We start from the raw sequence: 26,469 nt of genomic DNA, 5'->3' as shown, positions 1-26,469 counted from the left end.
AAAAAATTCTGTTTGGGGGAAATGATGAAAAGATTATTAATTATAAAAACTTTAATAGCTGGTATTATAATAATGCTTATTTATACTATTATTTTTAAAACAAATTTGATATTTTCAGAAGCTGAGATTTCAGCTTTTCTTACTTATATGAAAGAAAGAAATAATTTCTTAGGTGCTAGTAATTTTTTTATTTGGATTGTAATTATATCAGCATTAGTTATTACTGCTTTAAATAAAATGAGCAAAGTAAATAAAAAGAACTAAATATGTTGATTTATATACTAAAATTAAATAAAGCAATTTAAATATTTAATAAATTTATAAACAAATTTTACATTTTTACTTCTCTTAGCCCCAAAATAATATTATAATAGAGGAAATAATTAATTTATTTTACATTTATAGTAATATCTAGTCATAATACATATAAAGTAAATTTATATGTATTGGGGATTTTAAAATATATGACTATTTACTTTTATAAGATGACTAGTATTAAATTATTACTTTTAAAGGGGGCAAAGTTTATGAAAACTTCAAAACTAAAAAAAATATTTTCATTAATTCTAGCGATGACGCTGAGTACTACATTGTTTATAGGGTGTAGTGGAAATGAAAAATCAAAAACTGACGGAAATACTATAACTAATGAGGTGAAACAAGAAATTGTTTATAATTTAGGTGCCGATCCTCAAACAATTGATCCTTTGTTAAATACGGCCATTGATGGATCTAATGTTATTGTTAATGCATTTGAATGTTTAATGGTGTTAAATGAAAACAATGAGGCTGTTCCTGGTGCTGCAGAAAGCTATGAAGTATCTGATGATGGATTGGTTTATACGTTCAAACTTAGAAAAGATGGAAAATGGTCAGATGGTGAACCTGTTACTGCTAATGATTTCTATTATGCATGGATGAGAGGTCTAAATAAAGAAACAGCGGCTGAATACTGTTATCAATTCTTTTATATTAAAAATGGAGAAAAGTATTACAATGGTGAAGCAACAGCTGATGAGGTTGGATTAAAGGTTTTAGATGATTATACATTAGAAATTACCTTAGAAGCTCCAACAGCTTATTATCCACAATTATTAGCACATCAAACTTATTCTCCAGTAAGAGAAGATATAGTTACAGCTAATCCAGATACATGGGCTACTACTCCTGATACTTATATTGGAAATGGTCCATTTAAATTAGTTCGATGGGATATGAAAGATCAATTAGTCTTTGAAAAGAATGATAATTATTGGGATGCAGATAATGTAAAATTAGAAAAGATAACATATAAATTAGTAACAGATGAAACTACAGCTTATTCGGAGCTTAAAGCAGGTAATTTTGATGTTGTTAACTCTGTTCCAACTAATGAAATTGAGCCTGGTAAAAATGATGGGTTAGTGAAAATATTCCCTAAGCTTGGAACATACTTTTTTGCTATAAACGTAGGTAAACAAGATAGTATGTCAGAGAACGTTAAAAACGCACTAAGTAACAAATTAGTTAGACAAGCTCTTGCATTAGCAATTGATAGACAAGAAATAATAGATAATGTTGGTAAAGCAGATCAAGTAGCAGCTTACAGCTTTGTTCCTCTTGGTATTACAACATCAGATGGTAATGAATTCTCAAGTAAGGAATATTATGATCCCTCTGATATGGATGGAAATATTGAAAAAGCAAAAGAATTATTGAAGGAAGCTGGTTATGAAAATGGTGAAGGTTTACCAACCATTGAATTAATGTACAATACTGAAGGTGCTCATAAAGATGTATGTCAGATAGTTCAAGAAAATTTAGCTAAGATTGGAGTTAATGTAGAGTTAACAAATCAAGAATGGGCTGTATTTTTAAGTACAAGACAAAATGGAGAGTATCAAATTGCTAGACACGGCTGGATAGGTGATTATAGTGATCCTATGACATTCCTAGATATGTGGGTAACAGGCGGAGGAAATAATGATTGTGGATTTAGTAATTCTGAATATGACTCTCTTATTGCAGAAGCAAAAGTAGAAACTGATACTAAAAAAAGAGAAGAGTTATTAAGGCAGGCTGAAGATATATTAATGGATGAAATGCCAGTTATACCAGTATATTTTTATACAACTGTTATGGCATGGAATGATGACGTAGAAGGAGTACTTGTTACAGCACTGGGAAAAGTATATTTCAAAAATGCATATAAAATAGCTAAATAATAAATGGAAAAAACTCACTGAAATTGAAGAGCCCCGTTAAGTAGACAGGGGCTTATTCAACCCTAAAAGGTTCAGTGAGTTTTTTTATTTACAACAATCAATAAACTTTCTAAATAATTTAAGAGTAATTTCGTCATTAGAAGCCATCATTTCTGGATGCCACTGTATACCTATTACTATTTTTTCATCTACTAATTCTATTGCTTCAATAATTCCATCTGGAGATACTGCTGTAGTTTTAAAATTAGGAGCTATTCGCTTAACAGATTGATGATGAGCACTATTAACTAGATAGTTACTTCCAAATATATCGTATATAAAGCTATTTTTTTCAATGAAAATAGGATGACATCTTTCTGATAAATGACTATCTTGTTTATGAAGAATTTGAGTTTCTGTTGCATAAGATATATCTTGATAAAGTGTACCACCAAAGGCAACATTAATAACTTGACATCCCCTACATATTCCTAAAATAGGTATATCCATCTCAAATGCCTTTTTAACTAAGCTTATATGATACCAATCAACTAATGAGTTAGTATTTCCAAGTAAAGGCTTAGGAAGTTCTTCGTAAGATAAAGGATTAACATCTATGCCACCTGGTAATAATAATCCATCACAACATGATAATTGTTCTTGTATTATATTAATATCATTAATTAATGGCAAAATTATAGGTATTCCACCTGCATTAAATATAGCATTAGGATAATTGTTATTCACTTTTGTATAATAATCCCCGGCAAATTCAACTCTAAAATCTTTAGTTAATCCACCCGCAATTGCGATCTTAGGTATTTTCATATGGATAGCCCCCTCAATATCAAATATATAATATATATTATAATTCAAAAAAATCTCATAATAAAGTAAAATATGTAAAATAAAGACTAAAGTTAATAGACAAAATTATTTTATAAATGTATAATGTAAAAAAAGTAATAATTTATATTGTATTGCAAATATATAAAAGGGGGATTAATGTGATTAATTTAAGTATTCTTGAGGAGTTATCAAATTCATTCGGACCATCTGGTTTTGAAGATGATGTTACTAAAATAATTCAAAAACATTGTAGAGAAATGGATGTTAATATAGATGCTATGAATAATGTTTATGTTGAATTAAAGAATAACAACAAAAAAAGACCTGTTATAATGTTAGATGCACATACTGATGAAGTAGGTTTTATGGTACAAGCTATTAATGAAAATGGACTATTAAGTATAGTACAATTAGGTGGATGGCATATAACTAATATTCCTGCACATACTGTATATATAAAAAATAGAGATGGTAAACTTATTAAAGGAATTACAACTTCTAAACCTGTACATTTTATGACAGCATCAGAAAGAGCTAATAATACTTTAGAAATTGAAGATATTTACGTAGATGTAGGTGCAACTAGTAAAGATGAAGTAGTAAATACTTTTAATATACGAGTTGGAGATCCAATTGCACCTAAAGTAGAATTCGATTATAACAAAGAATTAGAAGTATGTTATGGAAAAGCTTTTGATAATAGAGTCGGTTGTTTTTGCATAATTGAAACATTAAAGCTTCTTTCACGAGAAAAAGACTTAGGTTTTGATATAATTGGTGCCTTTGCAGCACAAGAAGAAGTTGGCACTAGGGGAGCTCAAATAACTTCACAAGTAGTAAAGCCTGACTTAGCTATCGTATTTGAAGGATCTCCTGCTGATGACTTATATTATTCTAAAGGAATAGCTCAAAGTGTATTAAAAAATGGAACACAAATACGAAATCTAGATCAAGGATATATTGGTAATCATAAATTCATCAGGTATGCAGAAGACATAGCCGAAGAAAAACATATTAAATTTCAAAATGCAGTAAGAAGGGGTGGATCAACAAATGCAGCTAAAATAAGTTTATTTAATAAGGCTGTACCTGTTTTAGTATTAGGGATTCCTTCACGTTATGTCCATAGTCATTATAATTTTTGTGCTAAAGCCGATATAGAAGCAACAGTAAAGCTTGCATATGAAATAATAGTAAGCTTAAAAGATAATATAAATAAAATATTATAATAATTTATAGTCTACAATTTGCTAATAATTTATAACAAATTGTAGATTTTTTTAATTTAAAGATAAATAATATGGATTGGAATGTTTTTCTATAATGGTATAAATATTGGAATTTGTCTGCGAATAGTAAATTATTAGAAATTTATTATTTTTATAATTTTACTACTAAAATAATGTATAAATATTCCTAGATTAATTTCTGAAAGCGTGTAAACAAGCCCTTGGAAACGTTAACTAACTAAAATGAAAATATTATTAAATTAATTAAAACCTTAGAAAAAAGTTAAGAATATATTAAAAAAATATAACTTATATTAACGATATGTTTTGACAAAGTAAAAAAAGCAAGTATAATTAAATTACGAATTAACAATAAATAATTAAATAGTTAATACTTGGTATTTAAATTATGACTAATTAAATCAATATATTTATAATTATACAAAAAGTTTGCTATTAGTTTTTAATTGATATAATTCATAATTCTAATAGGATAAATTGCTTAAAGCAGTTTATATATATTACAAAGGGGGCAAATTTAAGATGAAAAGTTCAAAACTAAAAAAACTATGTGCTGTTATAATGGCAGCAACAATTAGTACAACCTTATTCATTGGCTGTGGAAGCTCAAATGATGGTAGTACTTCAAGCAAAGGTAATAGTAATGCCAGTGATACAGTTAAACAGGAATTAGTATTTAATTTAGGAGCTGATCCAGAAACAATCGATCCTACAATTAATACTGCTTCAGAAGCATCAACAGTTATTCTTAATGCTTTTGAATGTATTATGACACTTGATGAAAATGATAATGCAGTTGAAGGTGCAGCAGAAAGTGTTGAAGTATCAGATGATGGTTTAGTATATACTATTAAGTTAAGAAAAGATGGTAAATGGTCAGATGGGGAACCAGTTGTAGCTGATAACTTTAAGTACTCTTGGGTAAGAGCGCTTACTAAGGAAAATGCTGCAGAATATGCTTATCAATTATATTATATTAAAAATGCTGAAAAATACTATAATGGTGAAGCAACTACTGATGAATTAGGAATTAATGTTATTGATGATTATACTTTAGAAGTAACTTTAGAAGCTCCAACAACATACTTCCCTCAATTATTAGCATTTCCAACATATGCTCCATTAAGAGAAGATATTGTTAGTGCTGATCCAGAAGGATGGGCTACAAAACCTGAAACTTATGTAACTAATGGTGCATTTAAATTAGTTCAATGGGATATGAAAGATCAATTAGTATTCGAAAAAAATGAAAATTATTGGAATAAGGATAGTATTAAATTAGATAAATTAACTTTTAAACTTGTAACTGATGACACTACAGCATACTCAGAATTACAAGCAGGAAACTTTGATGTTGTTAACTCTGTTCCAACAAATGAAATTGAACCTGGTCAAGAAGCTGGTTTAGTTCATGTTTCACCTAAATTAGGAACATATTATTTTGGTATTAACGTTGGTAAGCAAGATGATATGGCGGAAGATGTAAAAACAGCATTAAGTAATAAATTAGTAAGACAAGCTATTAATTTAGCAATTGACAGACAAGAAATTATTGATAATGTTGGTAAAGCTGAACAGGTTGCAGCTTATAGCTTTGTACCAGAAGGTATCTATAATCCAGATGGTACTGAATTCGCAGATAAAGAATATTATGATCCTTCTGACATGGATGGAAATATAGAAAAAGCTAAAGAATTATTAAAAGAAGCTGGCTATGAAAATGGTGAAGGTCTTCCTACAATAGAATTAATGTATAACTCAGAAGGTGCTCATAAAGATATCTGCCAAATAATTCAAGAAAACCTAGCTAGGATTGGTATCAATATTGAATTAGCTAACCAAGAATGGGCTGTATTCTTAAATACTAGACAACAAGGTGGATATGAAATTGCAAGACAAGGTTGGATAGGTGATTATAGTGATCCAATGACATTCTTAGATTTATTTGTAACTGGTGGTGGTAACAATGATTCAGGTTACAGCAATCCAGAATACGATGCTTTAATTGCTGCAGCAAAAGTAGAAACAGATCCAGATAAGAGAAAAGAACAATTAAGAGAAGCAGAAGATATCTTAATGGATGATATGCCTATACTTCCAATTTACTACTATACAACTGTTATGGGTTGGAATGAAAATGTTAAGGGTATCCAAGTTTCTGTATTAGGTACAGTTTACTTACAAGGTGCATACAAAGAATAATTAATAAAAAGATGATTTCTATTTGAAATCATCTTTTTTCATTGTTTTTCTAACTTCTTTAGGTGTACAATTGAATTTCATCTTAAATGTTTTATAAAATAATTTAGTATTTGTAAATCCGTGTGTTTCTAATATATCACAAAGTGGATTATTAGTATTAATTAAATCCTTATATATGTGTGCAAGTCGTATTTCATTTAAATATTCTAAAAATGTTTGTCCCATATATTGCTTAAATTTTCTACAAAAATATTCTGGTTGCAAGTGTGCAACATTAGCTATTTCTTGAATAGAAATAGCTTTATTATAGTTTAGTTTAGTGTATTCTAATATAGGTTCAAATCTTGAAAGTGATGAGCTGCTATGTTGTATTTGCTTAGAACCAAGAGTTGTTCTAAAATTTGTATATAGTTCATAAAGCAGTTCAAATACTAAACTTGTAAATTTTAATCTACCAGCATCTGAAGGTGACTTTTCTATTGATTCCATTTCTTTCAATATATATTTTAAGTTATTAGCTTTCTTTAAATATTCTTCATTCTTTGTATTTGAATAAACATCAAAATAAAAGTTTTTATAGTTTGGAATATATTTATTTAATAAAGCAGTTGGAATTTGAATCATAATAGATGTATTTCCCTCAATTGAATGAGTTGAATGAACAACCCCTGAGTTAATTAATATGCAGTCATCTTCTTTTAAATTATATTTATATTCACCAATATCTAATTGTAATGTTCCAGATGTAAGATATATTATTTCAATGGAATTATGCCAATGACTTGATACATATCGTCCTTCATCATTAAACAATTCAATATAAACATCTAAATTTTCTGTAGGTTGTATAATTTCATGAGTAAATCCTTTTATAGCCATAGTTATAACCTCCCTTTATTAAATTATATGTTAATATTCTTATTAATTCAATTTATAAAAAAGATAATATTGACTAATAAATTAGACAATAATGATACTTTTATAACACAATGTAAAAGTATACAATATAAGCATACCAAGTGAAAAACATTATTTTATTCATTGGTTGAATAATATATGATATTATAAATAAATCAATATAGACATATTATTGATTGTAATATGAGGGGGAATACTTATGTATATAAATGGAGTTAATTTAGGAAATTGGTTAGTATTAGAAAAGTGGATGAGTCCAACATTATTTTATGGAACAGATGCAGAAGATGAATATTATCTTCCAAGAAGTTTATCTAAAGAAGTATATGAGTCTAGAATAAAAATTCATCGCAGCGAGTATATAACTGAAAGAGATTTTGCTACTATAAAATCTTTCGGACTTAATGCCGTTCGTATCCCAGTTCCTTATTTTATTTTTGGTGATTGTAAACCTTTTATAGGTTGTGTAGAAGAATTAGATAAAGCTTTCAATTGGGCAGAAAAGTATGGATTAAGTATTCTAATCGATTTGCATACTGTTCCAGGTAGCCAAAATGGGTTTGACAATGGTGGGATATCAGGAGTATGTAAGTGGGCCAAACAACCTGAAAGTGTTCAATTTACCTTGAGCTTATTAGAAAGGTTAGCAGAAAGATACGGAAAAAGAAAAGGTCTTTATGGAATACAAATATTAAACGAGCCTATAACAGAAAATATGTGGGATTTATTTGATATTCAAAATAGGTACAAGCCAGTCGATGAAGAAATGGCTAAAGGAAGTGGTCCTATTTCATTAAAGTTTTTACGTAGTTTTTATATTGATGCTTATAGAGTTATGCGTAAGCATATGCCAGAAGATAAAGCTGTAGTATTCCATGATGGCTTTGATTTAAAATCATGGAAAGATTTTATGAGAGAAGAAGAGTTTAAAAATGTTGTTTTAGATACACATCAATACTTAATGGTTGCAGAAGCTAACGGTTGTGAAAAAAATCTTGAAGCTTATGTGAAATATATTCAAGAAAATTTTGAAAAAGATGTTGAAGAAATGCAAAAATATTTCCCAGTAATTTGTGGAGAGTGGAGTTTATTTAATTCTTATGGTACAGGAGTAGATACCAAAGGAGGACAATCTCCATTAAATGGTGTAGAAGCAAATACGGAAATTCTTTCTTCTGATGAAAAGAAAGAATTATATAGTACTATTGCTAAAGCTCAATTAAATGCCTGGAAAAAAGGAAGTGGACATTTTTATTGGAATTATAAATTACTTTTAGATACAGTTAATGAACCAGGATGGATTGGTTGGGATAGTTGGGACTTAGGAAAATGTGTAGCACAAGATTGGTATCCTATTGAAAAAAATTAGACATTATAAAGTACTGACATTATATAAAGCAATTAATGTTAGTACAAGATAAATTATGAACTATTAAAAAAATTATATTAATAAAAGGAGAAATAATATGATTAGAAATCCTATTTTGCCTGGATTTAATCCAGATCCATGTATTTGTAGAAAAGGTGATGATTATTATATGGCTGTCTCTTCTTTTGAGTGGTTTCCAGGAATTCCTGTATATCATTCGAAAGATTTAAAAAATTGGGAGCTATTAACTCATGTTTTAACAAATGATACAGCTGTAGATTTGAAAAAATTACCTTCAGCAAAGGGGATTTGGGCCCCTTGCTTAACTTATTGTGAAAAAGAAGATTTATTTTATGTAGTGTATGGAGTGATGAATTCCATGAATGCTAGGTATTTTGATGTTGATAATTTTGTAATAACATCAAAAAATATAGAAGGTCCTTGGAGTGAACCTGTATATATACATTCATCAGGGTTTGATGCATCAATTTTACATGATGATGATGGTAGAAAATATATAGTTTCATTAGAATGGGAAACTAGAGAAGGATACGAAAAACCAGGTGCAATTTGTATGGTTGAATATTGCCCTGAAAAGAAAGAAATTATAGGATATCCAAAACGAATTTGGAGTGGTGGAACTAATAGAGGATGTATTGAAGCTCCACACTTAACAAAACGTGGAGAGTATTATTATATAATGTGCGCTGAAGGTGGGACAGGCTATGGACACAGTGTTACTATGGGAAGATCAAAAAATGTCTGGGGCCCATATGAAGGTGATCCTACTAACCCAATAGTAACATCAATACCAGGGGATTTTTATGAAAGACATGATCCGGATCATTTAAAACCCAAATACTATAATCCAGAATCTATTTTACAAAAATCTGGTCATGGTAGCTATGTTGAGACACAGTTAGGTGAAGTATATTTAGTTCATCTTACAGCAAGACCATTTGTTCCAGAGTTAAGATGTACTCTAGGGCGTGAAACAGCTATTCAGAAGATGATTTGGACAGATGATGGGTGGTTAAGAATGGCTGATGGCTCTAATTTAGCAAAAGAGTTTATTGAAGAAAGTAAACTTCCGGAATATAAATTACCCCAAATTCCTAGCTTTGATGATTTTGATAGCGGGGAACTTGGAATACAATATTATTCACCAAGAATTATGCCAACTTCATTTGCAGATGTAAAATCTAGACCAGGTTATGTTAGAATAAGGGGACAAGAATCTAGATGCTCCTTAAATAAAGTTAGTATATTAGCTAGAAAGTTAACTTCTGTATATGCAACTATAACAACAAAGATGGAATTTAAGCCTGAAGTACATCAACATAGTGCTGGATTAATAATGTATTATGATAATATGAATTACATTTATTTAAGAAAATATTATAGTGATACTTTAAATAGTAGTGCTATTTCAATAATTCATTTAGAAAATGGTGAAAAGACAGAGTTTATTAATACTAGAGTAAAAGTAGATGATTCTCCTATTTATTTTAGATTAAAAATTAATGGAAGAAGTTCATACTTTGAATGGTCTTATAATGGTGAAAATTACGAAAGAATAGGTAAAGTATTTGATACAACTAAATTCTCTGATGAGTATTGTAAATATGGTGAATTTACAGGTACATTTGTAGGAATTACTTGTGCAGATAGAGTTCTTCATAAACATTATGCAGATTTTGATTTCTTTGATTATAAAGCTGATGAATCAAAAAATGTAGAGTAAAATATATAAAAGGTAGGTTTGAGAGTTATGCAAGGAGTAATGGAAAATAAAAAATCAACAAACAAAGGGTTATCAATATTTGAGCGTTTTGCATATGGATGCGGAGATTTTGGTTGTAATATAATTTATACTGCAATGTCAGTGTTTTTATTAAAATACTATGTAGATTATGCTGGCGTAAGTGCTGCAGCAGTTGGTACAATAATGTTAATATCTAGATTATTTGATGGTGTAAGTGATCTTATAATGGGAATCATAGTTGATAGAACTAAATCAAAACATGGTAAAGCAAGGCCTTGGATTTTAAGAATGGCAATACCATTTGCTGTATCAGGAATATTATTATTTGCTGTTCCAACTTCATGGGGAACTGCTGCAAAGCTTGTTTACGTATTCATAACTTATAATTTAGTATCTACTGTAATATATACAGCAATAAACGTACCATATTCAACATTAAATGCTTTAATGACACAAAATCCTTATGAAAGATCAGTTTTAAGTGTTTATAGAAATTTATTAGCAACAGCTGGTACTTTAATAATAAACTCTTGTACATTAAGATTGGTTACCTTTTTTGGTAACAATGCAAGTGCTTGGACTAAAACATTTGTATTATTAGGAGCTTTATCTTTAATAGCATTCCTTATAACTTTTTATGGAACTAAAGAAAGAGTAGTTGCAGCAAATGCTGAAAAAGCTAATGAAATTCCAATAAAAGAAGGATTTAAGGCCTTATTTAAGAATAAATACTGGATACAAGTTACATTAATCCTTTTACTTTTATTTATTGGTATGGCTTTAACTTATGGTTCAACAACATTCTATACAGAATTTATATTAGGTGATATTTACTTAGCTGATACTATTAACTCAGTTATGAATATTTCTCAAATAATTTGCATGTTCTTAATTGCTGGCTTTGTTAAAAAATTAGGAAAGAGAAATGTAATGGCAATTGGTTTCATTATAACAATACTAGGAACAATAATGATTGCTATTCCTGGAATTGGTTATGCTACAGTTATGATTTCAAGCATAATTCGTGGTATTGGTAATGCTTGTTCTGGTGCTACTATGTGGGCTATGTTATCTGATACAATTGAGTATGGAGAATGGAAAACAGGATATAGAACAGAAGGATTAGCTAATAGTGCTGCAAGCTTTGGATATAAGGTTGGTAATGGACTTGGTTCAGCAGTACTAGGATGGATACTTGCAATTGGTGGATATATGGCTCAATCAGCAACACAGTCCTCTTCAGCAATTTTTTCAATTCGATTAGTATATGTAATAGTTCCAATAGTAATTTATGCTTTAGTACTAATTATCTTAAAATTCTATAATTTAGATAAAGAATTCGACGAAATAGTGTCTGATTTAAAATCTAGAGCAGAAAATAAATAATATAAAAGTAATCATACCAAAAGGGCTCTTTGAACTGATTTATGCAAAATAAATAAGCAGTTCATTGAAGCCCTTTTTTAAATATTTAAAAGTAAAATATGTATTTATTTAAGAATACTAGTTAATTTCCAAATCCTAAGTTAGTATTATTAAATAAATAATTAGTGATTAAATTTTACTTAAATTTAGCATTGGTTATCATCGATGATATTACCAAATTATAGTACTATAAAGATGAAAAAATATAAATTTTAGCAAAAAGGGAATGAAATATGATAAGTTTAATGATTATTTGCTCATTAGTTTTATTAATCTGTATAACATCTACAAAAATATTATATAAATTTGGAGTTCCTATACTTTTAATATTTATAGTACTAGGAATGCTTTTTGGTTCAGATGGAATTGTAGGTATATACTTTGATAATTATGAACTTGCAAGTGATATATGTTCTATAGCATTAATATTTATTATGTTCTATGGTGGATTCGGTACTAATTGGAAGATGGCCAAGCCTATAGCAGTTCAATCAATACTTATGTCATCATTAGGTGTTGTTATAACTGCTGGTTTAACTGGATTATTTTCTTCAATAGTTTTTAAAACCTCCTTATTAGAGGGTTTACTAATAGGATCTGTAATTGCATCCACAGATGCAGCTGCTGTCTTTGCAATATTACGTTCACAAAAGTTGAATTTAAAGGGATCAATAGCTTCTATATTAGAAATAGAAAGTGGTAGCAATGATCCTTTTGCATATATGCTTACAATTATTATTTTAGGATTAATGTCAAATCAAGGATATGGATCAATAGTTCCAATGCTATTAAATCAAATCATCGTAGGAATTCTAGCTTCAATAGTATTGGCAAAACTATCAGTTTATTTATTAAGAAATGTAATGTTTGAGATAGAAGGTTTTTATCCTATTTTCATTACTGCAATATCTATACTCGCTTATTCATTAAGTGAATATTTTGGTGGTAATGGATACCTAAGTGTTTATATAACAGGTATAATAATTGGAAATAGTAAAATACCTCATAAAAAGAGTATTTTCCAATTCTTTGATGGAGTATCATGGTTAATGCAAATTTTATTATTCTTCTTACTTGGATTATTAGCATTTCCATCACAAATACCATCAGTTATGTTTAAAGGAATATCAATATCAATATTTATGATTTTAATAGCAAGACCTATTGCAACATTCAGCATATTAAGCTGGTTTAAAGTTCCTATTAAAGAGCAACTTTTTATATCATGGGTAGGAATAAGAGGTGCAGCATCAATTGTTTTTGCAATATTTGCTGTAACATATGATGTTCATATAAATTATGATATATTTCACATAATATTCTTTATAGCATTATTTTCAGTATCAGTTCAAGGGACACTTATTCCAAAGGTGGCAAGAAAGCTTGACTTAATAGATGATGATCAATCTGTTTTAAAAACTTTTAACGACTATAAGGAAAATAAAAGTACTAAATTGATAGAATTCACAATTAGTGAAAATAGTCCTATTGCAAATAAAAGTATTATGGACTCAAATATTCCTGAAGATATACTAGTTGTTATGATAAAACGTAAAGGCGATGTATTAGTTCCTAATGGATCAACAGTAATTTTACCCGGAGATACTTTAGTCCTATCAGGTAATACTCTTGCCAATTTTGAATATTATAAAGAAGGAAAAAGTACAAATTTAGTAGAGATTTCTGTAAATAGTGATAGTAGTATTGCTAATAAATCAATAAAAGATTCAAATATAAATAAAGATATATTAATAGTTATGATTAAGCGAAATGATAAAGTAATAGTACCAAATGGTAATACAGTAATAAAGCCTAAAGATATACTTGTTGTAACTGCTAATGATTTCGAAGAGGTTGAATCTTTAGTAATAGCGTAAATAGCATAAATAATAGAAAAAAATAAAGTGCTATCATCATAATATTGATGATAGTATTTTATTTTTTTAACACGAAAATTATTTTCGCATAATCAATTATTTACAAAATTAATTTTTGTTGTTATATTTTAATTAATGGAGTTATCTATAGAAAGGAGGACATACCATGAAAAAAAATAAATCTGTAATTGACATAATTTTTGCTGAATATAATAACTTTTATGAAGCTGAAAAGAAAATAGCTGATTATATTGTTAACAATACGCAAAAAGTAATTGATATGACAATCTCAGAATTAGCAGAATCTGCTGGAGCAAGTGATGCAACAGTTACGAGGTTTTGTAAGAAATGTCATATGAAAGGATTTCATCATTTAAAAATAACTTTAGCAAGAGAACTTGTTGAATCTAAAAAAGATGATGTGAAAATTTCAGGTGATGTAAGTGAAAGTAATATAAAAGAATCATTAAGTAATATATTAGCTAATAAAGTTGAAGAATTAAAACAAACAGTTTCTATGATAGATGAAAAAGAATTAAGTGAAATATTAAATTTAATTAGAAATGCTCGAAATGTACAGTTTGCTGCTGTAGGAAATACAATACCTGTAGCGCTTGATGGATGTTATAAATTCAATCAAATTGGGATACCTTCTGTTACAAATCCAATATGGGAAACGCAAATAGCTTATACATTTAATTTATCAAAAGGTGATGTTGTTATAATAATATCAAATTCAGGATCATCTAAAAGACTAATTGATGTAATTGAAGCTGCAAAAGCTAAGGAGGCTTATATTGTCTCTATTACAAACAGCAATAATTCCCCAATTGCTAAAATTTCAGATTATCATATTAAAACTGCAACACGTGAAAAATTATTTTTGGAAGAATATTATTTTTCGCGAATATCTGCCATGACTGTAATAGAAATATTATATTTATTCTTAACAGTAGGAAAACCTGATGTTTACAAAAATTTAAGTAAACATGAGCAATCTATTGCAGATAGTAAAATTTAATTATAGGAGTGAAATTAATGAAGAAAAGATGTGCAAATGAAGCATTGAGATATATTAAAGACAATACCATTATAGGTTTAGGTGGTGGAAGTACTATTTCATACCTTATATCTTTTATAAAAGAAGCAGGTTTAAATATTGAAGTAGTAACACCATCTTTTAAAACCGCTAGTCTTTGTATAGAAAATGGATTAAAAGTTCTTCCAACATGGTCAGTTAATAAAATATCTGTTGCATTTGATGGTTGTGATGAAGTAGATGAAAATCTTATAGCTTTAAAAAGTGGTGGCGGAATACATACAAAGGAAAAAATAATTGCAACTATGGCAGATGATTATATTTTACTTGTAGATGAAAGTAAGGTTGTAAAAAGATTAGAGTTTAAATATCCAATTGTATTAGAAATTCTTCCAGAAAGTAAGGCTCTTGTTGAAAAGGAAGTTAAAAACTTAGGAGGAATACCTAAAATGAGAACAAGCCCTTCAAAAGATGGTATTACTATAAGTGATAATGGTTTATATTTGATGGATGTTGAGTTTAATAAAGATGATATAAAAGATATTTCATTGCTAAATGATAATTTAAAAAAGATAGTTGGAGTTTTAGATACCTCTTTATTTTATAATATAGCAACAAAAGCTATTGTTGCAAGTGAAGATAAAGTAAGATTAATAGAAGTTGAAAGGTAGGTTATGTAAAATGATAAAAAATTTTAAAGTATTAAGTAATGGTGTAAATATGCCATCTATAGGATTTGGAACATATAAATCTGGAAGTGATGAAGAAACAGCTAAAATTGTTAAGTACGCATTAGAAGCTGGATATAGACAAATAGATACTGCTTCATTTTATGGAAATGAAGTTGGAATTGGTAATGGTATAAAAGAAAGTGGAATTAAAAGGGAAGACTTATTTTTAGTTACCAAACTTTGGAATGATGATCATGGATATGATAAAACAATCGAAGCATTTAACAAATCTTTAGAAAGATTACAAGTTGATTATTTAGATTTATATCTAATTCATTGGCCAAATAAACTAAATTCTGAAACATGGAAGGCCTTTGAGTATCTTTATAAAATAGGTAAAGTGAAAACTATAGGAGTATGTAATTTCAAGATAGGACATTTAGAGGAATTAAAGAAAACTGCTGAAATAATGCCTATGGTAAATCAAGTAGAAGTACATCCTCAAAGTTCTAAAAATGATATGCTAAGATACTGTGAGGAAAATAATATTCAACTTGTTGCTTGGAGCCCAATTATGAGAGGGAAGTTATTTACTAATGAGTTAATGTTAAAATTAGCAGAAAAATATAAGAAATCTATAGCACAAATAACATTAAGATGGCATATACAAAGAGGGGTAATTCCTATACCTAAGTCTTCAAATGAAGGAAGAATAAAAGAAAACTTAGATATTTTTGATTTTGAACTTTCTACTGAAGATATGAACGCGATTAATTCATTAGATGAAGGGTATAATGCTTCAATAACAGGAGTACCTGAAAATACAACTTATCTTGATTTCAAATAATTATACCTTACATTAATTACAAATATAAATTTAGAGAACCACAAATAATATAAGTTGATTATTTGTGGTTCTTTTTTATTATATTTAGATTTGTTTATAAAAATATTTAGAAATTCTTCTAAATATATTTACAAATTCTAAAAAAAGGATATAATGTAATTATAAATAACGATAATCATTATCAATAAAAGAAGGTGTAGAAATGTCTTTAATTTTATCTCAAGTAGGACAAGAAGTAACGATAAAAAAAATAACAGGCAATGCTGAAACAAAAAAATTTCTTAATAGCTTAGGTTTTGTAATTGGAGAAGGAATAACAATAGTATCTGATTTAGGTGGAAATTTAATTGTAAATATTAAAGGAGCTAGAATAGCACTAGATAAGGGAATGGCTAGTAGAATCTTAGTTTAGGGGGATTAAATATGACTACATTAAAGGATGTTAAATGTGGACAAACAGTAAAAGTTAAAAAAGTAGAAGGTGCAGGTCCAATTCGTAGAAGGATAATGGATATGGGAATAACTAAAGGAAGTGAAATTTATGTTCGTAAAGTTGCTCCATTAGGTGATCCAATTGAAATTAATATAAGAGGATATGAGTTATCACTTAGAAAATTTGATGCAGAAATGATTGTAATTGAGTAATTATATAATTGAACAAATAAGGGGGAAAAACTATGTCAATTAAAATTGGATTAGCTGGTAATCCAAATTGCGGTAAAACAACAATGTTTAATAATCTTACAGGTGCAAAGCAATATGTAGGTAATTGGCCAGGAGTAACAGTTGAAAAAAAGGTTGGTAAATTAAAGGGGTATAATGATGTTGAGATTGTAGATTTGCCGGGAGTTTATTCTTTATCACCATATACTCTAGAAGAGGTAGTAACAAGAAACTTTATGATTGATGATAAACCAGATGCAATTATAAATATAATTGATGCTTCAAACATTGAAAGAAATTTATATTTAACAACTCAAATATTAGAATTAGGTATACCAACGGTTATTGCATTAAATATGATTGATGTAGTTGAAAAACGTGGTGATATTATAAATTTAGATAAAATATCACAAATTTTAGGGTGTCCAGTAATTAAGACTAGTGCATTAAAAGGAACTGGAACTAAAGAAGTTGCTTTAAAAGCAATTGAAATAGCTAAAAATAAAACTTCTAATAATTTTAATATGAATTTTTCTCAAGAAGTAAAATCTGCACTTAATGAAATAAAAGCATTAATAAGCAGTGAAAAATTGAAAAAAAGCGATATTAACGATAATTGGATGGCAATAAAACTTTTTGAAAGAGATAGCAACTTATTAGAAAAAGTAACTATTAGTAATGAAGTAAATAATAAAATTGAAAATATCATTAGTAAATGTGAAAAAGAGTTTGATGATGATGCTGAAGGTATAATTACAGCAGAAAGATATGAATTCATAGGTTCTATTGTTTCAAAGATTATAAAGAAAAAAGATAACTCTAAGCATACAATTTCAGATAAAATTGATAAGGTTGTTACAAATAGAATACTTGCATTACCTATTTTCGCTTTAATAATGTGGGGAGTTTACTATATTTCTGTTAGTTCATTAGGAGCAATACTTACTGATTGGACTAATGATACGCTATTTGGTGAAATTATTGGAGAAAATGTAGCTGCATTTTTAGAAAATATAGGAACTGCACCTTGGTTACAAGGATTAATTAATGACGGAATAATAGGCGGTGTTGGTGCTGTATTAGGATTTGTTCCTCAAATTATGTTATTATTTTTCTTATTAGCGATATTAGAAGATTGTGGTTATATGGCTAGAATAGCTTTTATTATGGATAGAATTTTCCGTAAGTTTGGTCTTTCTGGAAAGTCATTTATTCCAGTTCTTATAAGTTCTGGTTGTGGGGTTCCTGGTATAATGGCTACTAGAACAATGGAAAATGATAAAGATAGAAGAATTACAATAATGCTTACAACATTTATTCCTTGTGGAGCAAAGCTTCCTATAATTGCCTTATTTGCTGGGGCAATATTTGGAGGAGCATCATGGGTAGCGCCTTCTGTATATTTCTTAGGAATTTTCATGATTATAATTTGTGGAATTATATTAAATAAAACAAAAGTGTTTAAAGGTGAACCTGCTCCTTTTGTAATGGAACTACCACAATACCATATTCCAAGTTTTAAAGGTGTAATACTTCATATGTGGGACAGAGCAAAAGCCTTTATTGTTAAGGCAGGAACAATTATATTTGTAGCTTGTGCAGTAATTTGGTTTACAAGTTCATTTAGCTGGACATTACAAATGGTAGATGCTCAAGATAGTATTCTTGCAAGCATAGGAAAAGTAATAGCCCCTATATTTGCACCACTTGGATTTGGAAATTGGCAATCAGCAGTTTCAACATTAACAGGCTTTGTTGCTAAAGAAAATGTAGTTGGTACCTTTGGAGTATTATTTGGAATAGCAGAAGCAGCAGAAGATACTCCTGTATTATTAACTCAAATAGGATCAATGTTTACAGCTGCTAGTGGATTAGCATTTATTGCATTTAACATGTTAAATGCTCCTTGTTTTGCAGCTATAGGTGCAATTAGAAGAGAAATGGGATCATGGAAATGGATGTGGATTACTATAGGATTCCAAACACTTACTGCTTATATTGTTGCTTTAATGATTAATCAAATAGGTAGTTTTATTTTAGGTACTGGTAGCTTAATTGGTGCAATTGGTTCTGTTTTAATTGCAGTATTCGCAATTTCTATAGCAGTATTATCAGGTAGAGATATAAAAAGCAAGAAAAAAGTAACAAATGCCAACTAAGATAATTTATTATACTCATTAAGGAAGTGAATAGTATGGCAAACTTTATTATTGGTGGAATAGTTTTAGTGCTATTAATTTTAGCTATTAGAAAAATAGTTAAGAATAATAAGAGTTGTGGATGTCATTGTTCCGGATGCTCTCAAGCGAAATCTTGTAATAATAAACTTGAAATTAAAAAATAACCATTTTAAATAAGCTGAGATTTATAAGTCTCAGCTTATTTTTTATATAAATTATTTTTGCTTTGAGATAATAATCCAATTATTATTACATATTATATAATATGGTAGTTAAATCATAATATAGGAGGAAAAATGGATACTTGGATGGTTTTAGGAATAGATAAAACTAAAGATAAGTCCTTAATAAAAGATAGGTATTTCGATTTGTTAACCAAAGTAAATCCAGAAGATAATCCAGAAGGCTTTAAAATTCTAAGAGCTGCATATGAAAAAGCTCTTGAATATGCTAAAAATGAAAATATTGATGAGGATAATTCTGACTTAGAAAAATGGATTGAAAAAGTTAAAACTATTTATAAGTCATTTTCATTAAGAATAGACATAAATGAATGGAATAAATTACTCAATGAAGATATAAGTTTTTCTTTAGAAACTAAAGATGTGGCCTGTGAAAAATTACTTCAATATTTAATTAATAATATTAATATTCCATGCGAAGTATGGAGATTAATTGATTCACATTTCGAAATAAATGAAAGAAAAAAAGAACTTTATGAACAATTTCCAAAAGAATATATTGATTTTATTATTGATAGAATTGAAAACAATGATATTATAAATTATTACCTTTTTAAAGTTGAAGATAATAAAGATTATGATTCATGGATTAATTTATATTTTAATACAATACAGGAGCTAAACAATAATAACATAGAAGTAGTTAAAACATATTTAGAGCAATTACAAAGTTTTAACATATATCATCCATATTTTGATTTGCTTCAGTGTAGATATCATATGGCTTTAGGAGATTACACTATTTCAAAAAATATAATTTCTAATTTACTAAAAAATTATCCAAATGATATGGCTATAAATTATTATGCAGCAGAATTAAAATGGGTGGAAAAGAATTATAAACATGCTAAAGAATTATATGAGCACTGCTTAGATATTTCTCCAAATAATTTTAATGCAAAAGTAGGACTTGCTGATGTACTTTTAGAACTTGGTGAATTAGAAAAATCTAAGAATATATTTATTGATTTAATTAATATTGATCCATATTATGATTATCTTCGAGAAAGAGTTTCATATATAAATAGCCTTTTGATTGCTAAGCTAGATAATCAGTTAAAAACAAACCCAGATAATAATAAATTAAAATTTAAATTAGCTTGGTGCTATTATGAAAATTTCAATTATGAAAAAGCCATAAATTTAGTTTTGAAAATTAAGTGTAATGATAGAAGTGAAATTATTCAAAAGTATGATATTTTAGGCAACTCATACTTTGATATGGGATCTTATGATACTGCATTAAAATATTTTCATGAACTTTTAAAAAACAAAAAAACTAAAAATAATGAAATTGAGCTTATCAGTATATACAATAAACTTGGTCGAATATATTCAAAATTAAAAAGATATGATGAGGCACTTAAATTCTTTGATAAAGTTTTGAACTTAATGCCTAATAATATCTATTATATAAATTGTAAGTGCAATACATTAATTAAGTTAGGTAAATATGAAGAATGTTTAGAATTAAGTGATATTGGTATAGAAGTAGATAAAAATGATTCACTTATTTACAGTTTTAGAGCTGAATCATTATATAATTTAGGATATTTAAAAGAAGCATTGGATTCTGCTAATAGATGCATTAATCTTTGCCCATACATTAGTGCTCCTTATATTATTAAAATGAAAATATTATTAGATAATCAAGAAAATGAAGAAGTATTGATGGTTTCTAATGAAGCAAACAAATACAAAATCAATGATAGTGAAATTGTATTATGCAAATGTGAGGCCTTAATAAAATTAAATAGAGGAGAAGAGGCTGAAGATTTAATTAAAAATTTATTAATAAATATTAATGACTCTAATGAAGAAAATAATGAAATAAAATGTAAGGCTTTTTACTTACTTTCACTGAATGAATTAAATAAAGATAATTTTAATTTTGCTTTAGAATTAATTAATGAAGCAATCTCTTTTAATTATAAAGATTTAGATAGTTATTATTTAAGAGCATATATTTATAGGTGTATTTTTGAATACAATCTAGCATTAAATGATTATAATTTTATAATCAATAATAATGGAAATATAGCATTTTCATATTATCAATGCGCACTTATATTCAAAGAAATTGGTAAATATAGAATTGCAATAAGTTACTTTAATAAAGTATTAGAAATTGACCCAGATTACCCAAATGCAAAAGAAGAGATTTTTAAGTTGCAGCAAAAGCTAAATAGTTATTTATAATATTAAATTTTAGTTGGGAGGGATATGGCTACGATTAAATTAAAATATTAATATAATTTAATTTAATTTGTAGTCTATGAATATGATAATAGGAATTGATCTTGGTACTACAAACAGCTTAGTATCTTATTTTAGTGAAAAAGGAACAGTAATTATACCAAATAGATTTGGAGAAAAGCTAACACCATCAGTTGTAAGTTTTGGAGATAATGGAGAAGTTTATGTTGGGAAAGTAGCTAAAGAAAGAATGATTACTCATCCAGAAAGTACAAAAGAACTTTTTAAAAGAAGTATGGGCAGTAAAAAAGAGTTTATAATAAATGAAAATAAATTTACTGCTGAAGAATTATCTTCGTTTATTATAAGATCTTTAAAGGAAGATGCTGAAGAGTATTTAGGAAGTGAAGTTAATGAGGCTATAATAAGTGTGCCAGCATATTTTAATGATAAGCAACGTAAAGCAACTCAATTGGCTGGAAAACTAGCTGGACTAAAGGTTGAAAGAATAGTAAATGAACCTACTGCAGCTGCTATAGCTTATGGATTGCAAAATAGAAATACTAACACTAAATTTTTAGTATTTGACTTAGGGGGTGGTACCTTCGATGTGTCAATTCTCGAAGTTTATAAAAATATAATGGAAGTTCATGCTATTGCTGGTGATAATTATTTAGGTGGAGATGATTTTACCGAGATATTAGTTAATATGTTTTTAAGGGCTAATGAATTAGAAGCATGTAATCTTGATTCTACAACAATTGCTATTATAAAAAAACAAGCAGAAGAAGCAAAAAAAATGTTTTCTAAACAAAAAGAAGTAATAATTAAATGTAAAGTTAATGATGAGATACTTAAATATAAAATATCATTAGATGATTATGAAAAAAACTGTGAATTACTATTAGCTAAAATACGTAAACCAATTGAAAGAGCATTAAAAGATGCGGAAATTAAATTACATGATATAGATGAAATACTTTTAATAGGTGGTGCTACAAAGCTTCCTATTATACGAAATTTCGTTGGTAAGCTTTTTGGGCGTTTACCAAATATATCTATTAATCCTGAAGAAGCTGTAGCTCTTGGAGCTGGTATACAAGGTGCTATGAAGGAAAGAAATGAACTAATAAAGGATATTGTTTTAACAGATGTATGTCCATATACATTAGGAACTGAAATATCTGTATTAAAAGAAGGAGAATATTATGAAGGTGGGCATTTTTGTCCAATAATTGAAAGAAATACTGTAGTTCCAGTAAGTAGAACAGAACGATTATACACAATTCATGATAATCAATCTTCTATTAAAGTAGAAATATTACAAGGTGAAAGTAGGTTTGCTAAAAATAATGTTTACTTAGGCGAGATAAACACTCCTGTACCAATAGGCAAAGCAGGTGAACAAGCTGTTGATGTTACTTATACTTATGATATTAACTCTATTTTAGAGGTTGAAGTTACAGTTGTATCTACTAAACTTAAGAAACATCTAATTATAAAAAAGAGTGATAATGATATGAGTGACGAAGAAATTCAAGAAAGATTTAAAGAATTATCTGAGCTTAAAATACCACCTAGAGAACAGGAAGAAAATAAACTTATACTTTCTATGGGTGAAAGTATTTACGAACAAAGTGTTGGAGAAACTCGAAGAGAGGTTGAATTTTATTTAAGAAAATTTGAAAATATACTTGATAAGCAAAATAGAGATGAAATTAAAGCTGCTGCTAAAGAACTAAAAGAAAAATTTGAATTTATATTAAGTAGAAATAATGAATGTTAATATATACCTTCTAATTATCATACAAAATATTTGGATAAATAAGTTGCTATTTCATTTTGTTTTAGCAACTTATTTTGTTTATAAATAAATTTGATACAATATTATAAATCAATTGATTTAATATAATAAAGATAATGTGAAATAAATATGTTACTATAATACTAAATAGAAGATATTAAATTTAATATAAAAAAGAAAGGTGTGCTTAAATGAATTATAAAGATGTTTTAATTAATGCTAAAAGTTGTATTGGTCAATATTGTAAGGCCTGTGTTGAATGTAATGGAAAAGCATGTAAAAATCAAATTCCCGGACCCGGTGCAAAAGGTGTTGGAGATACTGCAATTAGAAATTATGATAAATGGAAAGAAATAAGAGTTAATATGGATACATTAACTGAAAATAAACCTGTAGATATGAGTTGTAATTTATTTGATAGGAAATTTAAGTATCCTTTTTTTGCAGGACCAGTAGGTGCTGTTAATTTACATTATGGTGAAAAATATGATGATATGACTTACAATAATTTATTAGTTTCAGCATGTGCTAATGAAGGTATCTTAGCATTTACGGGAGATGGAACCAATCCAGATGTTATGAAAGGTGCTACGACTGCTATAAAAAATGTAGGAGGTTTAGGTATTCCAACGATTAAACCATGGAATATTGATACTATTAAAGAAAAAATAGAACTAGTAAAGAAAAGTAATGCAATTGCAGTGGCTATGGATATTGATGCTGCTGGTCTTCCATTTTTAAAAAATATGAATCCTCCAGCAGGAGCAAAATCAGTAGATGAATTAAAGGAAATAATTAAAATTTCAAATTTACCATTTATAGTAAAGGGAGTAATGACTGTAAAAGGAGCTTTAAAAGCTAAAGAAGCAGGGGCATATGCTATAGTGGTATCTAACCATGGTGGCAGAGTCTTAGATCAATGTCCTTCAACAGCAGAAGTTTTAGAAGATATAGTAAAAGCTGTTGGTGATTCTATGAAAGTATTTGTAGATGGTGGAATACGTTCAGGAGTTGATGTGTTTAAAGCTTTAGCTTTAGGTGCTGATGGCGTGCTTATATGCAGAACTTTTGTAACAGCTCTTTATGGTGGCGAAGAAGCTGGTGTTAAATCTTATATTGAAAAATTAGCAAGTGAACTTGAAGACACAATGGCTATGTGTGGAGCATATTCAATAAATGAAATAACACGAGATATGATTAGGTATTAATGTAAATTAAAAAAAAGAAAACATACTAAAAAATGCTATAGCTTTATAAATATTACCATTATAAATTTTAATATAAAGTAATAATAAAACTGTGGGTTAAATTAAGGGTTATTATATTAAGTAACAATTACTTTCAAAACACCATATAAGCTAAGTATTTATTAAAAATAAACTATAGATAAATATTTTATTTATAGTTTATTTTTTTATTTTTAAAATGCAGGTTATATTTGTAAACAATGTGTTAAAATATGGTATAATTATTTAGGAATTATTTCTTAATAAAGGAGGAGTAATAATGAGACTAAATGAATCTATATTATACAAACCAACTATTATTAAGTTTAAAAATATCAAAGGGAAAAAATACTTTGGAATAATTAAATTTAATACTTAAAATGGTTGAAGTAAAAAGACGCTTTTCAAATAAAAATCTAAAAAAATTAATAATTCCTTTGATAATTGAGCAACTATTAGCTGTAACAGTAGGATTTGCAGATACTATAATGGTTTCAAATATTGGTGAAACAGCTGTTTCTGCAGTTTCATTAGTTGATACCATCAATATTTTGTTAATAAATATTTTTGCTGCATTAGGAACAGGTGGTGCAGTGGTTACAGCACAATTTATTGGACAAGACTCAAGAAAAAAAGCACGTGAATCAGCTAAACAGCTAATTTTAATAACTGGATTATTATCATTTTTTATAATGATTGCATGCTTAATATTAAATAAACCATTATTAAATTTAATTTTTGGAACTATTGATACTGACGTAATGTCTAAAGCTCAAACATATTTTTATGTAACTGCAATTTCATATCCCTTTATAGCACTATATAATTCTGGAGCAGGATTGTTTAGAGCAATAGGAAACTCAAAAATTTCTATGATAAATGCTGCAATAATGAACGTAATCAACATTATATTAAATGCAGTATTTATATTTGGTTGTGGATTAGGAGTTTTTGGTGCTGCAATTGCAACATTAATTGCCAGAATAGTAACTAGTATAATTATATTAATTATGTTAAAAAGCAAAAAGAATCTTATGTATATTGATAATTATCATAGTTTTAAATGGAATGGATTTTATATAAAAAAAATACTTCTTATCGGTATTCCATCTGGATTAGAAAATGGTATGTTTCAACTTGGGAAAATACTAGTACAAAGTTTAGTAGCAACATTTGGTACTTATGCAATTGCTGCTAATGCCGTTAGTAATAATATTGCACAAATGATGATTATACCAGGCTCTGCAATTGGATTGGCATTAGTAACAATAGTTGGACAATGTATCGGGGCAGAGGAATATGATCAAGCTGTTTATTATATAAAGCGTTTAATGAAGCAAGCTTATGTGTGGATGATAATACTAAGCTTATCTGCTATCATTTTATCTCCAATCCTTTTAAAAATGTATTCTTTATCAGAAGAATCTACTTCCTTAGCAACAAAATGTATTTTAATTCATGGTCTTGCTGGAATGATAATTTGGCCTATATCCTTTACACTTCCAAATGCCTTGCGTGCTGCAAATGATGCAAAATTCACTATGATCGTATCTATATGTTCAATGTGGACATTTAGATACTTATTGAGTTTTTATTTAGGTAGAACATTAGCTTTAGGACTTGTTGGTGTATGGTTAGCAATGATTGTTGATTGGTTCATCCGTGCATTTTTCTTTATATATAGATATAGAAGTGGTAAATGGAAAAATAAAAGGCTTGTTTAAATTGCATAAAGACCTATATTCTTACTACTAGATAAGTAT

At 28.1% G+C, this 26,469-nt stretch carries 21 protein-coding genes and 1 pseudogene; 20 read left to right on the top strand and 2 right to left on the bottom strand.

All coding sequences use genetic code 11. The annotated features are described in order from the left end of the window. The first annotated feature begins 24 nt into the window (after nucleotides 1–24). Together HCG70_RS07670 and HCG70_RS07665 are read left to right on the top strand one after the other, a co-directional pair. Nucleotides 25–264, top strand: coding sequence for a hypothetical protein (locus tag HCG70_RS07670; RefSeq protein WP_055277760.1), 240 nt, complete (start codon nucleotides 25–27; stop codon nucleotides 262–264). 263 nt (nucleotides 265–527) lie between these two features. Beyond that, nucleotides 528–2,204, top strand: coding sequence for a peptide ABC transporter substrate-binding protein (locus tag HCG70_RS07665; RefSeq protein WP_221697658.1), 1,677 nt, complete (start codon nucleotides 528–530; stop codon nucleotides 2,202–2,204). Nucleotides 2,205–2,288: 84 nt separating this feature from the next. Here HCG70_RS07665 and HCG70_RS07660 read toward each other — a convergent pair whose 3' ends face one another. After that, nucleotides 2,289–3,011, bottom strand: coding sequence for a gamma-glutamyl-gamma-aminobutyrate hydrolase family protein (locus tag HCG70_RS07660; RefSeq protein WP_055277758.1), 723 nt, complete (start codon nucleotides 3,009–3,011; stop codon nucleotides 2,289–2,291). Between the two features lie 179 nt (nucleotides 3,012–3,190). On the opposite strand from HCG70_RS07660, the gene HCG70_RS07655 reads away from it, so the two are divergent. Then, the gene (locus HCG70_RS07655; protein ID WP_042402192.1) at nucleotides 3,191–4,261 is read left to right on the top strand and encodes a M42 family metallopeptidase; all 1,071 of its coding nucleotides are present in this window, start codon (nucleotides 3,191–3,193) and stop codon (nucleotides 4,259–4,261) included. A gap of 543 nt (nucleotides 4,262–4,804) precedes the next feature. Then, the gene (locus HCG70_RS07650) at nucleotides 4,805–6,484 is read left to right on the top strand and encodes a peptide ABC transporter substrate-binding protein (RefSeq protein ID WP_221697657.1); all 1,680 of its coding nucleotides are present in this window, start codon (nucleotides 4,805–4,807) and stop codon (nucleotides 6,482–6,484) included. An 18-nt stretch (nucleotides 6,485–6,502) separates the two neighbouring features. Here HCG70_RS07650 and HCG70_RS07645 read toward each other — a convergent pair whose 3' ends face one another. Then, nucleotides 6,503–7,363 carry a helix-turn-helix domain-containing protein gene (locus HCG70_RS07645; RefSeq protein WP_042402198.1) on the bottom strand — a complete coding sequence of 287 codons (861 nt, stop codon included), beginning with the start codon at nucleotides 7,361–7,363 and terminating at the stop codon, nucleotides 6,503–6,505. A gap of 238 nt (nucleotides 7,364–7,601) precedes the next feature. Between HCG70_RS07645 and HCG70_RS07640 the strand changes: the two genes are divergently transcribed. The 16 genes and pseudogenes from HCG70_RS07640 to HCG70_RS07570 all read left to right on the top strand — a co-directional run bounded on the left by HCG70_RS07640 (nucleotide 7,602) and on the right by HCG70_RS07570 (nucleotide 26,430). Continuing rightward, nucleotides 7,602–8,771: a glycoside hydrolase family 5 protein gene (locus HCG70_RS07640; RefSeq protein WP_221697656.1), complete on the top strand. Its 1,170-nt coding sequence runs from the start codon at nucleotides 7,602–7,604 to the stop codon at nucleotides 8,769–8,771. 97 nt (nucleotides 8,772–8,868) lie between these two features. Next, nucleotides 8,869–10,515: a glycoside hydrolase family 43 protein gene (locus HCG70_RS07635; RefSeq protein ID WP_042402204.1), complete on the top strand. Its 1,647-nt coding sequence runs from the start codon at nucleotides 8,869–8,871 to the stop codon at nucleotides 10,513–10,515. Between the two features lie 27 nt (nucleotides 10,516–10,542). After that, nucleotides 10,543–11,922 carry an MFS transporter gene (locus tag HCG70_RS07630; RefSeq protein ID WP_055290859.1) on the top strand — a complete coding sequence of 460 codons (1,380 nt, stop codon included), beginning with the start codon at nucleotides 10,543–10,545 and terminating at the stop codon, nucleotides 11,920–11,922. A 272-nt stretch (nucleotides 11,923–12,194) separates the two neighbouring features. Beyond that, a pseudogene (locus HCG70_RS07625) lies at nucleotides 12,195–13,592 on the top strand (potassium/proton antiporter); the annotation flags it as partial. 48 nt (nucleotides 13,593–13,640) lie between these two features. Next, the gene (locus HCG70_RS17780) at nucleotides 13,641–13,838 is read left to right on the top strand and encodes a TrkA C-terminal domain-containing protein (protein ID WP_242858777.1); all 198 of its coding nucleotides are present in this window, start codon (nucleotides 13,641–13,643) and stop codon (nucleotides 13,836–13,838) included. Nucleotides 13,839–14,004: 166 nt separating this feature from the next. Continuing rightward, the gene (locus tag HCG70_RS07620) at nucleotides 14,005–14,859 is read left to right on the top strand and encodes a MurR/RpiR family transcriptional regulator (RefSeq protein WP_042402212.1); all 855 of its coding nucleotides are present in this window, start codon (nucleotides 14,005–14,007) and stop codon (nucleotides 14,857–14,859) included. 17 nt (nucleotides 14,860–14,876) lie between these two features. Beyond that, a complete protein-coding gene (rpiA, locus tag HCG70_RS07615; RefSeq protein ID WP_042402214.1) occupies nucleotides 14,877–15,548 on the top strand; it encodes a ribose 5-phosphate isomerase A in 672 nt (223 codons plus the stop codon). Nucleotides 15,549–15,558: 10 nt separating this feature from the next. After that, nucleotides 15,559–16,395 carry an aldo/keto reductase gene (locus HCG70_RS07610; protein ID WP_042402216.1) on the top strand — a complete coding sequence of 279 codons (837 nt, stop codon included), beginning with the start codon at nucleotides 15,559–15,561 and terminating at the stop codon, nucleotides 16,393–16,395. A 202-nt stretch (nucleotides 16,396–16,597) separates the two neighbouring features. Further along, nucleotides 16,598–16,807 (top strand): FeoA family protein, encoded by a 210-nt coding sequence (locus HCG70_RS07605; RefSeq protein WP_042400391.1) that lies wholly within the window; start codon nucleotides 16,598–16,600, stop codon nucleotides 16,805–16,807. Nucleotides 16,808–16,818: 11 nt separating this feature from the next. After that, nucleotides 16,819–17,040 carry a ferrous iron transport protein A gene (locus HCG70_RS07600; protein ID WP_042400389.1) on the top strand — a complete coding sequence of 74 codons (222 nt, stop codon included), beginning with the start codon at nucleotides 16,819–16,821 and terminating at the stop codon, nucleotides 17,038–17,040. A gap of 32 nt (nucleotides 17,041–17,072) precedes the next feature. After that, nucleotides 17,073–19,217, top strand: a complete 2,145-nt coding sequence (gene feoB / locus HCG70_RS07595) for a ferrous iron transport protein B (protein ID WP_055275987.1) — start codon at nucleotides 17,073–17,075, stop codon at nucleotides 19,215–19,217. Nucleotides 19,218–19,252: 35 nt separating this feature from the next. After that, the gene (locus HCG70_RS07590; RefSeq protein WP_074431760.1) at nucleotides 19,253–19,402 is read left to right on the top strand and encodes a FeoB-associated Cys-rich membrane protein; all 150 of its coding nucleotides are present in this window, start codon (nucleotides 19,253–19,255) and stop codon (nucleotides 19,400–19,402) included. 132 nt (nucleotides 19,403–19,534) lie between these two features. Continuing rightward, complete coding sequence (locus HCG70_RS07585) at nucleotides 19,535–21,679, top strand: tetratricopeptide repeat protein (RefSeq protein ID WP_221697654.1); 2,145 nt, start codon at nucleotides 19,535–19,537, stop codon at nucleotides 21,677–21,679. Between the two features lie 82 nt (nucleotides 21,680–21,761). Beyond that, nucleotides 21,762–23,462, top strand: a complete 1,701-nt coding sequence (locus HCG70_RS07580) for a molecular chaperone HscC (protein ID WP_042400384.1) — start codon at nucleotides 21,762–21,764, stop codon at nucleotides 23,460–23,462. 209 nt (nucleotides 23,463–23,671) lie between these two features. After that, nucleotides 23,672–24,688, top strand: a complete 1,017-nt coding sequence (locus HCG70_RS07575; RefSeq protein WP_042400381.1) for an alpha-hydroxy-acid oxidizing protein — start codon at nucleotides 23,672–23,674, stop codon at nucleotides 24,686–24,688. A gap of 398 nt (nucleotides 24,689–25,086) precedes the next feature. Beyond that, nucleotides 25,087–26,430, top strand: coding sequence for an MATE family efflux transporter (locus HCG70_RS07570; protein ID WP_042400378.1), 1,344 nt, complete (start codon nucleotides 25,087–25,089; stop codon nucleotides 26,428–26,430). The last annotated feature ends 39 nt before the right edge of the window (nucleotides 26,431–26,469 follow it).

The organism is Clostridium sp. K04, from assembly GCF_019734375.1.
In the GTDB taxonomy this organism is placed as follows: Bacteria; Bacillota; Clostridia; order Clostridiales; family Clostridiaceae; genus Clostridium; species Clostridium saudiense.
The sequence above is the reverse complement of the archived record's forward strand: the minus strand, read 5'-3'. Positions and strand labels throughout refer to the sequence as shown.

Excerpts from the sequence above, each read along its gene's own strand:
- HCG70_RS07670 (WP_055277760.1), top strand. The coding sequence starts at position 25 with ATGAAAAGATTATTAATTATAAAAACTTTAATAGCTGGTATTATAATA.
- HCG70_RS07665 (WP_221697658.1), top strand. The coding sequence starts at position 528 with ATGAAAACTTCAAAACTAAAAAAAATATTTTCATTAATTCTAGCGATG.
- HCG70_RS07660 (WP_055277758.1), bottom strand. The coding sequence starts at position 3,011 with ATGAAAATACCTAAGATCGCAATTGCGGGTGGATTAACTAAAGATTTT.
- HCG70_RS07650 (WP_221697657.1), top strand. The coding sequence starts at position 4,805 with ATGAAAAGTTCAAAACTAAAAAAACTATGTGCTGTTATAATGGCAGCA.
- HCG70_RS07645 (WP_042402198.1), bottom strand. The coding sequence starts at position 7,363 with ATGGCTATAAAAGGATTTACTCATGAAATTATACAACCTACAGAAAAT.
- HCG70_RS07640 (WP_221697656.1), top strand. The coding sequence starts at position 7,602 with ATGTATATAAATGGAGTTAATTTAGGAAATTGGTTAGTATTAGAAAAG.
- HCG70_RS07635 (WP_042402204.1), top strand. The coding sequence starts at position 8,869 with ATGATTAGAAATCCTATTTTGCCTGGATTTAATCCAGATCCATGTATT.
- HCG70_RS07630 (WP_055290859.1), top strand. The coding sequence starts at position 10,543 with ATGCAAGGAGTAATGGAAAATAAAAAATCAACAAACAAAGGGTTATCA.
- HCG70_RS07620 (WP_042402212.1), top strand. The coding sequence starts at position 14,005 with ATGAAAAAAAATAAATCTGTAATTGACATAATTTTTGCTGAATATAAT.
- rpiA (WP_042402214.1), top strand. The coding sequence starts at position 14,877 with ATGAAGAAAAGATGTGCAAATGAAGCATTGAGATATATTAAAGACAAT.
- HCG70_RS07610 (WP_042402216.1), top strand. The coding sequence starts at position 15,559 with ATGATAAAAAATTTTAAAGTATTAAGTAATGGTGTAAATATGCCATCT.
- HCG70_RS07605 (WP_042400391.1), top strand. The coding sequence starts at position 16,598 with ATGTCTTTAATTTTATCTCAAGTAGGACAAGAAGTAACGATAAAAAAA.
- HCG70_RS07600 (WP_042400389.1), top strand. The coding sequence starts at position 16,819 with ATGACTACATTAAAGGATGTTAAATGTGGACAAACAGTAAAAGTTAAA.
- feoB (WP_055275987.1), top strand. The coding sequence starts at position 17,073 with ATGTCAATTAAAATTGGATTAGCTGGTAATCCAAATTGCGGTAAAACA.
- HCG70_RS07590 (WP_074431760.1), top strand. The coding sequence starts at position 19,253 with ATGGCAAACTTTATTATTGGTGGAATAGTTTTAGTGCTATTAATTTTA.
- HCG70_RS07585 (WP_221697654.1), top strand. The coding sequence starts at position 19,535 with ATGGATACTTGGATGGTTTTAGGAATAGATAAAACTAAAGATAAGTCC.
- HCG70_RS07580 (WP_042400384.1), top strand. The coding sequence starts at position 21,762 with ATGATAATAGGAATTGATCTTGGTACTACAAACAGCTTAGTATCTTAT.
- HCG70_RS07575 (WP_042400381.1), top strand. The coding sequence starts at position 23,672 with ATGAATTATAAAGATGTTTTAATTAATGCTAAAAGTTGTATTGGTCAA.
- HCG70_RS07570 (WP_042400378.1), top strand. The coding sequence starts at position 25,087 with ATGGTTGAAGTAAAAAGACGCTTTTCAAATAAAAATCTAAAAAAATTA.